This window comes from Corynebacterium sp. HMSC06D04, from assembly GCF_001807315.1.
GTDB classification, from domain to species: domain Bacteria; phylum Actinomycetota; class Actinomycetes; order Mycobacteriales; family Mycobacteriaceae; genus Corynebacterium; species Corynebacterium simulans.
Map to the genome: position 1 here is coordinate 35,147 of NZ_KV788534.1, position 15,525 is coordinate 50,671.

12 protein-coding genes and 1 tRNA gene are annotated in these 15,525 nt (G+C 59.9%); 4 read left to right on the forward strand and 9 right to left on the reverse strand.

From position 1 onward, the window contains the following. Positions 1 to 114: 114 nt before the first annotated feature. A tRNA-Val gene (locus HMPREF3155_RS04140) sits at positions 115 to 190 on the reverse strand. A 65-nt stretch (positions 191 to 255) separates the two neighbouring features. Next, positions 256 to 693, reverse strand: a complete 438-nt coding sequence (locus HMPREF3155_RS04145) for a DUF3052 domain-containing protein (protein ID WP_070497700.1) — start codon at positions 691 to 693, stop codon at positions 256 to 258. A gap of 184 nt (positions 694 to 877) precedes the next feature. On the opposite strand from HMPREF3155_RS04145, the gene aceE reads away from it, so the two are divergent. Next, entirely contained in the window at positions 878 to 3,634 is a 2,757-nt protein-coding gene (gene aceE / locus HMPREF3155_RS04150) for a pyruvate dehydrogenase (acetyl-transferring), homodimeric type (RefSeq protein ID WP_061923784.1), read from the forward strand. Between the two features lie 362 nt (positions 3,635 to 3,996). On the opposite strand, the gene HMPREF3155_RS04155 is transcribed toward aceE, so the two are convergent. Beyond that, positions 3,997 to 5,007: an alpha/beta fold hydrolase gene (locus tag HMPREF3155_RS04155; protein WP_061923786.1), complete on the reverse strand. Its 1,011-nt coding sequence runs from the start codon at positions 5,005 to 5,007 to the stop codon at positions 3,997 to 3,999. Positions 5,008 to 5,060: 53 nt separating this feature from the next. Here HMPREF3155_RS04155 and HMPREF3155_RS04160 point away from each other — a divergent pair, with 53 nt between their 5' ends. After that, positions 5,061 to 5,360, forward strand: coding sequence for an acyl carrier protein (locus HMPREF3155_RS04160; RefSeq protein ID WP_061923789.1), 300 nt, complete (start codon positions 5,061 to 5,063; stop codon positions 5,358 to 5,360). A gap of 2 nt (positions 5,361 to 5,362) precedes the next feature. Further along, positions 5,363 to 6,145 carry an HAD-IIA family hydrolase gene (locus tag HMPREF3155_RS04165; RefSeq protein ID WP_061923793.1) on the forward strand — a complete coding sequence of 261 codons (783 nt, stop codon included), beginning with the start codon at positions 5,363 to 5,365 and terminating at the stop codon, positions 6,143 to 6,145. Between the two features lie 16 nt (positions 6,146 to 6,161). Here HMPREF3155_RS04165 and HMPREF3155_RS04170 read toward each other — a convergent pair whose 3' ends face one another. Beyond that, complete coding sequence (locus HMPREF3155_RS04170) at positions 6,162 to 6,560, reverse strand: hypothetical protein (protein ID WP_062038085.1); 399 nt, start codon at positions 6,558 to 6,560, stop codon at positions 6,162 to 6,164. Between the two features lie 258 nt (positions 6,561 to 6,818). Continuing rightward, positions 6,819 to 7,622 (reverse strand): serine hydrolase domain-containing protein, encoded by an 804-nt coding sequence (locus HMPREF3155_RS04175; protein ID WP_070432647.1) that lies wholly within the window; start codon positions 7,620 to 7,622, stop codon positions 6,819 to 6,821. 129 nt (positions 7,623 to 7,751) lie between these two features. Between HMPREF3155_RS04175 and HMPREF3155_RS04180 the strand changes: the two genes are divergently transcribed. Next, positions 7,752 to 9,458, forward strand: coding sequence for an alkaline phosphatase D family protein (locus HMPREF3155_RS04180; protein ID WP_070432648.1), 1,707 nt, complete (start codon positions 7,752 to 7,754; stop codon positions 9,456 to 9,458). A gap of 153 nt (positions 9,459 to 9,611) precedes the next feature. Here HMPREF3155_RS04180 and HMPREF3155_RS04185 read toward each other — a convergent pair whose 3' ends face one another. From HMPREF3155_RS04185 to HMPREF3155_RS04200, 4 genes are all read right to left on the reverse strand, one after another. Beyond that, positions 9,612 to 11,225, reverse strand: a complete 1,614-nt coding sequence (locus tag HMPREF3155_RS04185; RefSeq protein WP_070432649.1) for a mechanosensitive ion channel domain-containing protein — start codon at positions 11,223 to 11,225, stop codon at positions 9,612 to 9,614. 58 nt (positions 11,226 to 11,283) lie between these two features. Further along, on the reverse strand, positions 11,284 to 12,870 hold the full coding sequence (locus HMPREF3155_RS04190; RefSeq protein ID WP_070432650.1) for a peptide ABC transporter substrate-binding protein: 1,587 nt from the start codon (positions 12,868 to 12,870) through the stop codon (positions 11,284 to 11,286). A 130-nt stretch (positions 12,871 to 13,000) separates the two neighbouring features. After that, complete coding sequence (locus HMPREF3155_RS04195) at positions 13,001 to 14,137, reverse strand: trimeric intracellular cation channel family protein (RefSeq protein ID WP_070432651.1); 1,137 nt, start codon at positions 14,135 to 14,137, stop codon at positions 13,001 to 13,003. Positions 14,138 to 14,308: 171 nt separating this feature from the next. Further along, entirely contained in the window at positions 14,309 to 15,235 is a 927-nt protein-coding gene (locus HMPREF3155_RS04200; RefSeq protein ID WP_070432652.1) for a PRC and DUF2382 domain-containing protein, read from the reverse strand. Between the last annotated feature and the right edge of the window lie 290 nt (positions 15,236 to 15,525).

The following is a 15,525-nucleotide window of genomic DNA, read 5'->3' on the forward strand; positions in this document are numbered from 1 at the left end:
CGCTATTTACATATATCGGTACATGAAACCACGCCTGGCAATGCGAAGGGCGTTTGAAGGAAACAAAAAGTCTCGAGACACCATCCAAAGGAACGATGTCTCGAGACTTCACAATGGTGCGGCCTGAGGGGATCGAACCCCCGACCTACTGGGTGTAAACCAGTTGCTCTTCCAGCTGAGCTAAAGCCGCATTGCGTTAACGCTTGCATAAGATTAGCCCACACAAGCGTTAGCTAACAAATCGCCTGGTAAAAGTTATTTCTTGGTATATCCGCGAGCAACCAAACAAGAACCTTGCCACTCGCCTAGGCGCTCCGCTTTAGTCTGCACCAAGCCTGCGAGCTGAGCGGACTCGGAGATGTCACCCGGCGCGAGGTTGCCCGGCTTGCCTGCCCCTGGGGTCATAAGCCAGATCCGGCCAGAGTCCCCTAGCGGGCGGGTTGCATCGACAAGACCATCGACGAGGTCGCCGTCTTCGGCGCGCCACCAAAGAAGCACGACGTCGCAAAGCTCGTCGGTTTCTTCATCGAGGAAATCCTCTCCAAGGACATCCTCAATAGATTCGGAGATGCTGGAATCGCAATCCTCGTCCCACCCGAGTTCAAGGGCAATCTGCCCCTCGGTGATTCCGAGCTTGCTGGCCGCATCAGCCACTGCTTTATTCCTTCCATTTTCTGGCATGAGCAAGATCATAACGCCTTACACAGTAGTTTTCGCGATTACACAGGAGATTTACTGCACACAGAAGTTTTGCAAAGTTAGCAAATAGCACCTTTCACCGGCCACATATGACTATTAACCCCCTTCACACACACAGATGATCAGGGTACGCGTATCCTGGGATGCAAACTGTGTAAAACCAATCTAGGAGGTTTAAATGGCCGACCAGGACGCCGTAAAGGATGAGTCCAACTTCCCGATCGTCCGCGACGGAGTTGCTTCTTACCTGCACGACAGCGATCCCGAGGAAACCCGCGAGTGGATGGAATCCCTCGACGGCCTGCTGGATCACGCCGATCCAGAACGCGCCCGCTTCCTCATGCTCCGCCTGCTCGAGCGTGCGACCGCCAAGCGCGTTCCGATGCCCGCCCTGACCTCCACTGACTTCGTCAACACCATCCCGACCAACATGGAGCCGGAGTTCCCAGGTGACGAAGAGCTGGAGAAGCGCTACCGCCGCTGGATCCGTTGGAACGCAGCAATCATGGTGCACCGCGCGCAGCGCCCAGGCATCGGCGTCGGCGGCCACATTTCCACCTACGCGGGCGCGGCCCCGCTTTACGAGGTCGGCCTGAACCACTTCTTCAAAGGCAAGGACGATCCTTCCGGCGGTGACCAGATCTTCTTCCAGGGTCACGCTTCCCCGGGCATGTACGCCCGCGCGTTCATGGAAGGCCGCCTCAGCGAAGAAGACCTCGACGGATTCCGCCAGGAAGTTTCCCGCGGCGAAGGCAAGGGTCTGCCTTCCTACCCGCACCCGCGTCTGATGCCTGACTTCTGGGAGTTCCCAACCGTTTCCATGGGCATCGGCCCGATGAACGCTATCTACCAGGCACGCTTTAACAAGTACCTGGAGACCCGCGGCATCAAGGACACCTCCGATCAGCACGTCTGGGCCTTCCTGGGTGACGGTGAGATGGACGAGCCAGAGTCCCGCGGCCTCCTGCAGACCGCCGCGCTCTACGAGCTCGATAACCTCACCTTCGTCATCAACTGCAACCTGCAGCGTCTCGACGGCCCGGTCCGCGGCAATACCCAGATCATCCAGGAGCTGGAGTCCTTCTTCCGCGGCGCTGGCTGGAACGTCATCAAGGTCATCTGGGGCCGCGGTTGGGACAAGCTTCTCGACGCCGATAAAGAAGGCGCCCTGGTCAACATCATGAACACCACCTCGGATGGTGACTACCAGACCTTCAAGGCAAACGACGGCGCGTATGTCCGCGAGCACTTCTTCGGCCGCGACGAGCGCACCCTCAAGCTGGTTGAGGATCTTTCCGATGACGAGGTCTGGGCCCTGCGCCGCGGTGGCCACGACTACCGCAAGATCTACGCTGCTTACGCGAAGGCACTGTCCAACAAGGGCACTGGCAAGCCGACCGTCATCCTGGCCCACACCATTAAGGGCTACGGCCTGGGCCACAACTTCGAGGGCCGCAACGCAACCCACCAGATGAAGAAGCTGACTCTGGAGGATCTGAAGCTCTTCCGCGACAAGCAGGAAATCCCGATCTCCGACGAAGTTCTCGAGCAGGATCCTTACGCACCGCCGTACTACCACCCAGGCGAGGACGCACCGGAGATCAAGTACATGCTGGAGCGTCGTAAAGAACTCGGCGGCTTCTTGCCGGAGCGCCGTGACAAGTTCACCCCGCTGGTCACTCCGGGCATCGAGAAGCTGCGCTCCGTGCGTAAGGGCTCGGGCAAGCAGAACGTTGCTACCACCATGGCGCTTGTGCGTACCTTCAAGGAGCTCATGCGTGATAAGGAGCTGGGCAAGCGCATCGTTCCGATCATCCCGGACGAGGCTCGTACCTTCGGTATGGACTCCTGGTTCCCAACCATGAAGATCTGGAATCCACGCGGCCAGAACTACGTGCCAGTGGACAACGAGCTCATGCTCTCCTACCGCGAGGCTACCGACGGCCAGATCATGCACGAGGGCATTTCCGAGGCAGGCGCTACTGCGTCCTTCACCGCGGCTGCAACCTCGTACGCCACCCATGGTGAGGCCATGATCCCGCTGTACATCTTCTACTCGATGTTCGGTTTCCAGCGCACCGGCGACTCTTTCTGGGCAGCCGGCGACCAGCTGGGCCGCGGCTTCATCATCGGCGCTACCGCAGGCCGCACCACCCTGACCGGTGAGGGTCTGCAGCACATGGATGGTCACTCCCCGGTTCTGGCTTCCACCAACCCGGCTGTTATTTCCTACGACCCAGCATTCGGCTACGAGGTGGCTCACCTGATCCACCGCGGCATCAACCGCATGTACGGCGAAGACTCCGAGGCAGTCATGTACTACCTGACCGTGTACAACGAGCCGGTCTCCCAGCCAGCTGAGCCGGAGGACCTCGACATCGAGGGCCTGCACAAGGGCATCTACCACTACAACACCGCTGAGTCCGGCTCCATCCCGGCCAACATCCTGGCTTCCGGTGTGGGCGTGCACGAGGCGCTGCGCGCACAGGACATCCTGGCCAAGGACTACGACGTCAAGGCTTCCCTGTTCTCTGTCACCTCCTGGGTTGAGCTGGCTCGCGACGGCGCGCGCCGCAACAAGGAGGCGCTGCAGAAGGGCGTCGAGCCGACCGAGGCATTCGCCACCACGCAGCTCAAGGGCTTTGATGGTCCGTTCGTTGGTGTTTCTGACTTCACCACCGACCTGCAGGAGCAGATTCGCCCTTACGTTCCGGGCACCTACATCGCTCTGGGCGCAGACGGCTTCGGCTTCTCCGACACCCGCGAGGGCGCTCGTCGCTTCTTCAACATCGATGCCGAGTCCATCGTCGTGGCAGTCCTCGAGGGCTTGGCACGCGAGGGCAAGGTGGAGCGTTCCGTCGTCGAGGAAGCAGCGAAGAAGCTGAAGCTCGATGACCCGACCGCCACCGAGTCCACCTCCTCTGACGAGGAGTAATAACTCGCTCTAGGACGGTTTAGGCCGCTCTTCGGTTGCCCTCCTAGCAGGGCGCCAAGGGGCGGTCTTCTCGTTTTGCGGCGCGGCCGGGGCACAGAAGGGCGCAGAAGGGCGCAGGCTTGTCGTACAACGAACTCGCTGGCCGACCGGCCAACTGGTCCCATTGGTTGGGTCCCCTACTAAGGGTAGTTTTACGAGTAACCGGTTCCGGACAGAAGCCGCTAGTGGTCCCTTTACCCCACAAACGGACCAAACGAATGGGACCAAACGAATGGGACCAAACCTACGGGGGTTCTGGGAAACAAGCGGAGGCGCGCGGTGGTCGGTAGAGGGCCGGCAAAGGGCCGGCGGCCGCGGCAACGCTAGTCCACCAACGGAACCAAGAGTCGGCCAAGCGCCTCCGAGATGGCCTCGGGCTCCTCGAGGATGACCATGTGGCCTGCGCCGTCCACCTCAGTCAGCCGGGCGGCCGGCCAGTGTTCCAAGATGACGTCCGACTGGCTGCGCGGGGTTACGATGTCGGCTGAACCCACGATGACCTCGCCTCGCAGGCGGGCCAGACGGTCGGCGGCAGCATACTCGGAGTGGTCGAGAAGGTCGTCAAAGAAGCCCGTGTAACTGGACAGCGGCGTGTCCATCAGCATGGCCACGTGGAACTGCAGCTTCTCCATCTGCGGAAAACCCGCCAGCAAAGCAGCAAACAGCGGCGCAACCCACTGCGCGACCTCAAAGCGGATGCGGTCCATCCGCCTCGGCAGCCGCATGCACGCGTTATACAAACTGCCCAGCGCCTTCGACTCGAGAATCTGCGCCACACCCTTCGCCGCAAAGCGGCGCATCGACGTCGCAATCAACAGCGCCGAGTCAACGCGCTGGTACACCTCGTCCGGCGCGCGGCGAATCACATTGAGCGCCACCATTCCGCCCAAAGAGTGCCCCACGACCACGAGCTTGCCACGGGAGGCGCGCTTGGAAAGGACAGCGAGGACGTCGTCAGCCGCGGCGTCCACCGTGCACTGCGCGGGGGTGACTTCGGGGGAAAGGCCGTGGCCGCGGATGTCGACAAGCAGGCAGCGTGCCTCCGGGAAATGCCGGCGCATGTAGTCCACCTGACTGTAGTAGGCCTCCGCGGACAGGCAGTAGCCGTGGATGAACACCACAGTGATGTCCGAGTCCTGCGGGCCGACCTCGTACCACGCGATGTCCAGGCCATCGTTGCGCACGGTGCCCAAGGAATCGATTCCAGTCAGCCCAGGCTCGTCCGTGTGATTGTGCAAGGACTCGTACATGAGGTGCTGTTCGTTGCGACGCGTCGGCCGCAAACGGCGCGCCCAACTGTGCGCAATCGTCTTTGCTCGAGCCCTATAAATCATGACCTTCCCATAATAGCCGCACCTACCTATATGACCCTATTAGACTAGGACGCATGGCAAACGACCTTTCCGCGCAACTGCAAGCTCGCTTCAACCAAGCCCCTGAAAAGGAGGATAAGCGCCAAGACACTTTCGGCGCGGTGGCTGAGCTCATCAAGAAAGTCACTGGCAGCGCGGAGGGCGTAGAGCGTGAGGCCGCCCTCGAGGACTTGGGCGTGGATTCGCTCGAGCGCATCGAGCTGGCTGTGCGCGCCGAGGAACGCTTCAAGGTGCGCTTTGACGAGGCCGCAATGAAAGACATCCACACCGTCGGCCAACTGACCGAATACCTAGATAAGCATATGGAGGTTTAGCTTTGATTTCTTACCTATCCGATATGGACGGCGTCCTCATCAAAGAGGGCGAGATGGTGCCCGGTGCCGATAAGTTCATCCAGGCGCTCTATGACAATGACATCGAGTTCATGGTGCTGACGAATAACTCGATGTCCACCCCGCGCGATTTGTCCGCGCGCCTGCACAACACGGGCTTGAAGATTCCGGCCGAGCGCATCTGGACTTCCGCCACCGCCACCGCAGCATTTTTGACCACCCAGACGGGCGAGGGCAAGGCTTATGTGGTGGGCGAATCCGGCTTGACGACGGCCCTCCATGAAGCAGGTTGGGTACTCACCGACAACGACCCAGACTTCGTGGTCCTGGGCGAAACGCGCACCTACTCCTTCGAGGCTATTACCACCGCCATTAATCTCATCCGCAGCGGCGCGCGCTTTATTGCCACCAACCCTGATGTCACGGGCCCGGCGCCGCAGGGCGTGTTGCCAGCAACGGGTGCGGTCGCGGCACTGATTACCGCGGCAACCAACCGGGAGCCTTATTACGTGGGCAAGCCAAACCCGGTCATGATGCGCTCGGCGCTCAATAACATAGGCGCGCATTCCGAGAACACGGTCATGATTGGTGACCGCATGGACACCGATGTGAAGTCCGGCTTGGAGGCCGGCCTGCGGACCATCTTGGTGCGCACTGGCATTAGCGACGATCGCGAAATCCAGCGCTATCCATTCCGCCCGAACCAGGTGCTGGATTCGGTGGCAGATTTGGCTGATCGCGTCACTAGCCCCTTCCCCGAGGACTAGTTCTTCGGAGCTAAGGCTAGATTGTTACGTCAACGCGCGCGCTGAATGCGTGCTCGCTTGATAAGAGCTCGACTTCCCTTTCGAGGGCGGCGAGCTCTTTTTGCGTGCCGGTGATGACTTGGCGGCAGCCGATACCCACGCGTGCCGGTACGACGGCGCGCACAAGTTCGGCGTCACCGGGCATGTCCCGGTACCACCGTGTGCACCACTGGGCGGTGAGTGGATCGTCGCCGGGGACGATGAACTCTGACTCAGTGGTGATGCAGCGTGCCATGGCACGCTCTACTGCCGGGCGCAGTTTGCGGGGCATCCCCGCAATGGTGAGCACGGCGGTGTGCACCTGACCGGCATTGCGGTGCGGCCAGGCGCTGGGTGCCGTTGCAGTGGCGACGGCTTCGTGAACGCGAGTATTCACGCCGATTCTCCTTCGACATGTTTAAAGCAGCGCTTCACAGACCTCCCTAAAAAGGGGCGGCCTCCAAGTGCTGCCAGACGAGCTTCGTCTTCCCCAACGAACTGTCTGCGCGTTGGGGCCGATTCTCCCGCGTCACATGAGCCCCATCAACCCTAAACAACCACTTCAACCCCCGTTTAATAAACCTCAACCAAAGGTTGAAAATTCACACGAGAAACATTAGTTAACAAGGGTTTTCGAGAGCCTCACCAGTAACGCCTATCGCGCCTGACACTCCTTCCAAATCGCTGTGTTCGCCTCCGCCCACAAGAGCTTGGCCCAGTCGCCAAAATCGCGATCCGTCAGAGCCACCATGGCCCAATCCCCCGCCAGCCACAGATAGGTTCCAGACATACCGAAGTGGCCTACAGCGCTGGAAGGCAGCGCGCCCATCCACTGCTGTTTCTCGCCGTGAATCTCAAAGCCCAAGCCCCAGGTGCAATCCTTGAAGCTGCCATAGCCCGGCACAATTCCACGCAGGCCAGGAAACTGTACGCGGCGCATCTCGGCCACAGTGCCTGGGTCCAACAGCTGTGGCGAATAGACTTCGGCGGTAAAGGCCGCAAGGTCACTGACCGTAGTCACCAAACCGTGGCCGGCAGAGCCCTCAAGACGCGTCGAGCCCATCCCCAGCGGAGCAAACACGCCCTCGCGCAGATACTCCGGAAAAGGCATCTCCGTGGCCTTTTCCACCACCTCTGCCGCCCACTCGTAGCCGGCCGAGGAGTAGATGCGCCGCTCGCCCACCGGCTTTTGCTGCTCGCGGGAATCAAACTTCACGCCCGAAGCATGCGCCAGCAGGTGCCGCAAAGTCGAGCCTTCTGGCCCGGCGGGCATATCGAGGTCCACCGCGCCTTCCTCCACGGCCATGGCAACGCCATAGGCCACCACCGGTTTGGTCACCGATGCGACGGAGAAGGCCCTGTCCAGCGCGCCCACCGACTCAACGATTTCGCCGCGATGCAGCAGCGCCCCAGCGATATTGTCAGCTGGCCATTCGGAAATCTTGGAGAACTCACTCATGCATTCCAGCGTACCCAGCCCCATCCTTTCGAAAGGCCAGAAAAACGCTACGTAAACCGCAAGTAAAGGCAAAAATAAATCTTCCTCCCCGAGTTGCGAGCTTTCCAAACCGGAGAATATTTGGGGAACATGAATATTTTTCCGCGAAACAACTCTCAGAATGATGCGCCTGCCCGCCGCGGTTTTAACCGCCGCCGCTTCCTCCAAACCAGCAGCGTCGCCTCCGCCGCGGCGCTGACCGCGGGCGGGCTTAGCCCGGCCAACGCGCAGAGCTCACTTCCCGGCAACAAACGCCAGCTCATCGATCCGCCAAAGGGCGAGCTACCTTTCCTGCACGGCGTGGCCTCCGGCGATCCGATTCCGGATTCCGTCATCCTGTGGACCCGAGTTACCTCCTCGCCTGACACAATGCCTGGCTCCGGCGTGGGTCCCGACATCACGCTCGAGTGGGAGGTGGCGAGAGATGAGGAGATGCGCGACGTCGTCAAGCGTGGCAACGTGGTAGCCACAGGCGAGCGCGACCATACCGTTAACGTGGACCCGCACGGGCTTAACCCCGAGACCACGTACTTCTTCCGCTTTCGCGTCACCGACGGCGAGCACGCGGGCAAGGCAAGCCCGGTCGGACGCACGAAGACTGCCCCAGCGGCGAATGCTTCCCCGGAACAGCTAACCTTTGGTGTGGGCTCCTGCGCGAACTGGGAGTCGGGCTTTTTCAGTGCTTATACGGACATCGCCAAGCGGGCGCGCGCTGGCCAGCTGGATTACATGATTTTCTTGGGCGATTACATCTACGAATACGGCGTCGGCGAGTACTCGGGCTTTGGACCGGTGCGCCACCATCACCCGGCGCACGAGATTGTTTCGCTGCAGGATTACCGCGTGCGCTTCGGCCGCTACCGCACAGACCCAGAGTTGCAGGCAGCCCACGGCGCACTGCCTTGGATTGTGGTGTGGGATGACCACGAAACAGCCAATGACTCCTGGGCCGGCGGCGCCGAGAACCACGATCCGGCAACCGAGGGCGACTGGAATTCCCGGCGCGCCGGCGCGATGCAGGCCTACTTCGAGTGGATGCCGGTGCGCATGACGAATCCTTCTCAGGATGGCCACATCTACCGTTCACTTACCTTCGGTGATTTGGTGGAGCTGACCATGATGGATCTGCGTACCTACCGCGACAAGGAGCTTTCCTGGGACCCGGTGGGCTTTGCCAAGGAGGACCGCACGATGCTGGGCTCCGAGCAATATGAATGGCTGCTCGGCAAGCTGGAAACCTCGCAGACCGCGTGGAATATGCTGGGCAATTCCGTGATGTTTTCCCCGCTGAACCTGATTACGCTGCAGCAGGATCCGCAGACCGAAAAGGTATCTTCGGCGCTTTCTTCCAACATCACGGGCATCCCCGTCAACGGTGATCAGTGGGATGGCTACAGCGCTGAGCGACGCCGCGTCATCGAGGCACTGGCCGCCAAGGGCTCCCAGGCGCTCTTCGTCACCGGCGATATCCACACCGAGTGGGCACACAACATCACCCACCAAGGCAACATCATCGGCGCGGAGCTGGTGTGCGCTTCGGTTACGGCACCGAACATCAACGAGCAGTTGAAGCTTCCGCAAAATAACGCGCTTTCCGACGCCGCCGAGCACATCCTGCGCAGCGCCAACCCACACTGCAAGCACGTGGACCTGGATAACCACGGTTATTCCTTCGTCACCGTGCGTCGCGAGGAAGCGGAGATGCATTGGTTGCGCGTGGATGACATCTTGACTCCCGGCTCGCCAGTTCGCGATAGCCTCACGATGACGTGGCGCAAGGGGCAGGGCTTCAAATAGGGGCTTTAAATAAGGAATTTACCCCCGGTTACCCCCAATCTGGTTGCTTGTTAACATTTCCCTGCGCGTTTCGATATCCATTACGCGGCGCGCGGGCGCCGTTGGGAATCTCCCCCTATTCCCCTTCACTTATTGCCCTATCCTCCCTATCGCTCAAGCGCCGTCGCTTCCCCCAGCGGCGGCGCTTTCTTCTGCCGCGGTGGGCTCCGCGCTAGGCACCGCGCTCTGTGTTGCGGTTTCAGCAGGTACGGTGGTGGCGGCGTCGGAGTCAGCGCCCGAGGAGCCCGAGCGCGAGTCCGCCCGAGAGCCGTCCTCACTAGAGCCGTCCTCACTGGAGCCGTAATCGGCAGAGCTTTCCGCGCTTGTGGTTGGCTCCGCGGCCTCGGTCGGGGTGGTGGTCCCCGGGGCAGGCGGGGTCTCCGCCGAGGAGTCGGCCTCCTCCCCCGGCGCGACTGGGGCGGGCGCTTCCGAGGTGGCGGCGTCGCGCTGTGACCAGTAGGCAGGGTTTAGCCAACCGGTGCCGGCGTCCTCCGGATTCCAGGAGGCAAAGATGAGCAGTCCGGTAATCGCAAGTGCCGCCAGCAGCGTGGTGGTAGAAGAACGAACGCGCCCGCCGGCAGTCCACACGTACTGGAACTTGCTGCTTGGGGTATCCGCACGCCAGATGCCGGTGGCCGGCTTTTCTTCCTTTTCCACATCCGCACTCGCGGGCTTGCCGGGGCCATGGTCCTTGGCTTTGGCAACTTCCTCCAGGGCGGTGTCATCATTGTCTGCGTTGTGGGCGCTAGCGCGCGCTGCGACGCCATCTGTGCTTGCCGACGCCGCCACTGCCGCGCCCAGCCCCTTTTCCGCCGCGGTTTCAGGGGTGCGCTCGATACCGGGCTTTTCCACGGAGCTGGAAGGACCTGCAGGAAATACGCCGGTCGCGTTGCTGGGTAGGTTGTAGTGATCCCAAAACGCCGAGAGCAGCGCGGAGCGGATTGCGCGCTCAACCGCCCACTGCCGCGAAGGGTTGACCTGCACGAGCACGCGGTATTTAACCTGCCAAGGCTGGCCCGCCACGGTTGGCTCCACGATGCCGGTGGCAGAAAGGATCTCGAGCTCGCCGGCGACGTCGCCAGCAATGGCCGGATCCTTGATGGCCTGCTGGGAGATCGTGCGCACCTGAGAAGTGATTTCCTCAAGGGTCTCGCCCTCGTGAAGCGGCACCGAAAGGTCCACTACAGCGCGGGACCAATCCTGCGAGAAGTTGGTGATAACGCCCGCCGAGCCATTGGGCACCATGACCACCTCGCCCGTGGGCGTGCGTACCTTCGTGGTGCGCAAGGTCAGCGCCACCACGGTTCCCTCCACGCCCGTTGTCCCCTCAAAGCTCACGTAGTCACCGACGCCGAATTGCTTTTCCGAAAGGATGAAAAAGCCCGCGAGGAAGTCCCCGATTATCTTCTGCGCGCCAAAACCAAGGGCGGCAGAAACCACAGTCGCCGGGATTGCCGCGCCCAGCGCCGGCACGCCCACGTTCGAGAGTGCGGCCAGCACGAGCAGGAAATAAGCCACCGCCTGCAATACGTAGACCAAAGCGCCGCCCAAGGCCAGGCGCGCCTTCGTGGACTCTTCGCCTTCATCGAGCCGCGATTCCAGGACGCGGATGGCCAGCCGACCCAGCCGCGGCACCAACATGCCCAGCAGCAACAACGCGACGAGCGGCAGGACATGGTCGATTCCGACCTGCCACATCCGATAAAAGAAGTAGCCAACGAGGTTCATATTTTTAGATTAGCCAGGATTCCGCAACGACAACCGGCTAAAAGCTAAAAATGCGCTGTTAGCCTTTGTCGCGAGTCAGCTCAAAGTAAAACGGCTTTCCCTTCCAGCTGAAATGTGGACGCGCGATATCGGTGTCATAGCCGCCAACCACGTTGGATTCCCACAGCGGCAGCGCCGGCAGGTCATGCAAAAGGATGGACTGTGCTGCGACCAGTTTTTGGTCTTGGACCTTTTTATCGAGTTCGGAATTGGCTTCCTTGAACAGCCTGTCGAATTCCGGGTTATTAAAGCCGGACTCGTTGAGCAACGAGTTAGATGCAAAGACCGACTCCAGGAAGTTGACCTCCGAGGGGTACGCGGCCTGCCAGCTGGAACGGAAGGCACCGCGCATCTGACGGTCCGTTACGGCTTGCCGGTACTTCTTAAAGGTCGTAAAAGCACGGCCATAAGCCTCGATACCAAGTGTCTCTGAAACCTGTTCAGTTACCGCATCGACCCATTCCGCATGCCCGCCATCCGCGTTATATCCCAGAAGGAATGGCCCCGTCCACGGCGAGATGGCGTCAGCCTTTGCCCACAGTTCGCGTGCCTTTTCTGGGTTATAAACCAGTACTTCCTGACCCGGAATCATCCCCATCTCAGGGCAATATTTTTGGGTGGCAAAACATGTAACCGGAGTGACGGTATCGTCTAAGACTTCGTGCGCGATGCGGGTGCGATCGAAGGACATGGAGATGGCGCGGCGTCGCAAAGCGCCGGCCTCTCCGCGGAACATCGGGTCATTGGCCGGGATGGTGATGAAGCTGAACATGGCGGAAGTCTCGTTGAAGCTTCGCCCGTCCAGTTCCTCCTCAAAGCGGTGGATATGCGTGATCGGCACATCCGTGACCAAGTCCAGCTCGCCGCGCCGCAGGGCAGCATAGGATTCCTCCTCGGTCTCATAAAAGCGAAACTCCAGCCCCTCGTTACGGGACTTTCGCGGGCCGACATATTCCGCGTTTGGGATGAGGTTGATCTTTTCATCCTTATCCCAGCGCGCTAGGCGGTACGGACCGTTGCCGATGGGGTTCATGCCATATGCGTCATAGCCTTTCTTGGCTGAAGGATGCATGGGGAAAAAGACCGAATGGCCTAGACGTTTCACGAAGTCCGCGGTAGGCTCGGCCAGCTCAATGTGGAAGGTTCTATCGCCTGTTACCTTAAGACCACGCATGGTGGGCTCGCCCTCCCCAAATCCCAGAATCGGCTTGAAAAAGTAGGAGGAAAGCATGTTGTTTTGAACAGCTGCGTTCCAGGAATCCACGAAGCCACGCGCACGAACTGAAGAGCCGTCGGAGAACTTCGCATCCTCCCGCAAGACGACGTCGTATTCAGTAGGCGAGGTCTGGGTAATCTTCTGCGCGACGTCGTATTCCGCCTCGCCTTCCTCGTTGAGGTAGACCAAGCCGGAGTAGATGAGATTAACGATGGTCGCGCCCGGCACATCGTTGATATCCGCTGGCAGCAGCGGGTTCTGCGGCTCCGCGCCGTCAGTGGTGATGAAGTCAACGCCCGAGATATCCGGGGTCTGGTCCGGGGGAACACACGCCGATAATGCCAATACCAGGGTGGCGGCTGCGCTAACGCTTAATACGCGCTTTAACATGACGTTTCCCCCTTTCCACTTATATAAGGAATCGCCTCGGAAAATCCTGAAAGATTCCACCGCATAAGCTTATATGAGTGCCCAGCTAAGCAGAAGAAAAGGTGAGTTTTTACACTTAAGTATCCACTTTTTAATTCTGCTTCTTATAGCGCTGGACTAAGTGCTCCACCAACTCATCGGTCAGCTTTTCATCCGAGAGCACGATGTCTAGGTTCTCACGCTGCTCCTTGAGCATTTCTGGATCGAGCAGCGGTGCATCCTCGTCATAGTCCTCATAGGAATCGCCGCTTAAGTCCACGCCGATTTCCTGCAGGATGCCCTTGGATTCTTGGCTTAGAGCTTCCTTATTCTTCGCGGCAGAATCGGAGTTGGTGGCTGGGATGGCCTCACCGTGGAGCTGCTCCATGGTGTCGGTGAAGGACTCAAGAAGCTCGGTGGCATCGCTGGTGGCGGCCGCACGGAGGCGACCATTTTCCACTTGCTTTTCGATGCGGCGCTGCAGGGCCTTTTCCATCTGCTGGTGCCGCCAGCTGCGCACCTTGGAGGGCTCTAGGCGACGCCCCACTGCCCGGCCTTTGCTCTCGGCCTTGCGCGCGAGCAGCATGACCTGCGCCGCAGTATCGTTCAGCGGCGCCCATTCCTGGCGGGCAGGAATGCGCCAGCCGGCCCAGATGCCGAACAAGGTCAGGATGAAGGAAACGACCGGGCCCACCAGCATGCCAGTGGCCAGGTGGTCGAAGGAATCGGCCACGAGCACCACTGCGGCACAGGCCACCGCGGGGATCACCGTGGGCTGATTATCGCCAAAGACGGCTGGCTCGCGGCCCATACTGATGTCACGGATCATGGAACCGCCCGTTGCGGTAAACACGCCCATCATCACGCACGGGATAAGCGGCAGGCCATAGGTCAGCGCCTTCACGGTACCGGTGGCCGCCCACAGCGCGGAGACTATGGCATCCCCGTGAGATTGGATATAGTCCCAGGTTCTGCCTTTGAAGTAGAAGAATCGTGCAATCAGCGCTCCGGCGAAAGCAAGATAGAGGTATTCCGGCTGCGACATAGCAGCGACAGTGCCGCGGTTGATGAGGACGTCACGGATCATGCCGCCGCCCAAGGCCGAGAACATCGCGATAAAGAAAAAGCCCACAATGTCATAGCCGCGCTGGCGCGCAAGCGTGCCACCGATGATCCCCATCAATAACACGCCGCTGACGTCGGACCAGTAGTACAGCGCCTCAATCAGCGGATCCACCTCAACATTCATGATTCCAGTCTATGGGCAGAGGCGCCCTACGGCAGGGAAGTTCCTAGTCTTTTCCGAACGCGGGAGGAAGCGAGAAAGACATAAAGACAAATAGGCCGCCGGCAATACTGCCAGCGGCCTATTTAGGAGGTGTCTGTACTAGGTACTAGCTACCTTGTACTATCCAAGTTTTTACTTGGTGGTCTTGCCGTCTACACCCTCGGTCTCGATGCGCTCCTTGCGCAGATCCTCGGAGACGCGCTCGGTGTCGGTAACTTGCTTCTTGTTCAGCTCAACCTTCTCAACCGGAACGGTGTCCTTCTCAACGCGGACGCGCTCCTCGTGGAGGGTGACGGATGCTTCGTCATCGGTCAGGTTATTCTTGCCGCGCAAGGAAGCAGCCTCTTCCTCGGAGATTGGGGTGCGCTCGACGCGAACCTCTTCGCGGGTAACCGGAACCTCAACGTTCTCGGTCTCGGTTACGACATACTTGCGCAGGCGAACCTCACCGGTCTCGACGCGCTCCTTGTTAACGTCCAGCTGCTCCTCGGAACGAACCAGGGAATCGCGGTCATCAACGTCAACGTGGGTGTGGCCAGCGTTCTTGGTGTGGTCTGCAGCCTCGGTGCCAGCAACGTGGTCCTTGCGAGCGTGCTCCTTGTGCTCTGCACCAGCAGCGTGCTCTGCACCAGCAGCAGCGCCAACGCCTGCACCTGCACCTGCACCAGCAGCCAGGCCAGCCTTGTTCTTATCGGAAACGTCGTGGCGGCCACCGGTGTAGGCCTGCTCGTCCTTCATGGTGTCAACGCCGTAGTGGCGGAAGATTTCGTTCTGGTCGTTTGCGCTAAGAGCCTTGTCGGTGTCAACGCTTGGAGCATCCTTGATGCGCTCCTTGTCGAATGCGAGGATGAGGTCGTCTTCGCCAGCGAACTTGTGGCCGCGCATCGGAACGATGGACTCGCTCATACCAAACAGACCGTGGCTAACCTCAACGAAGGTTGGCTGACCGGAGTTGTCATCAACGAATACTTCCTTGACGGAACCCAGCTTGTCGCCGTTTACGTCGTATGCGGTCTTGTTGAACAGGTCCTTGATATCGCGTGCATTCTGGTTAGTCATAATTTCCTCTTCCTTTAAAAATGGGCAACTATCAGGCCGTTTGGAAAAACTAAGCGTTTGTGCTAGCTCTCTTTACGGCGCCGAAACCCACAGTACGGAAGTCGCGAGATTCCGCCACCTCAATGTGTGAACATCGCCTGTCATAAACCTGTGAAATGTCTTCATTCAAGCGTTAAAAGCCAGCTTATAGGGTTAGATAACGGTTAGGTCACAACCCATAATTTTCTTAAAATTAATGGCACCAGACGCGAAAGGGGGCGTAACGCACTCAGCGTTACGCCCCATCTCCT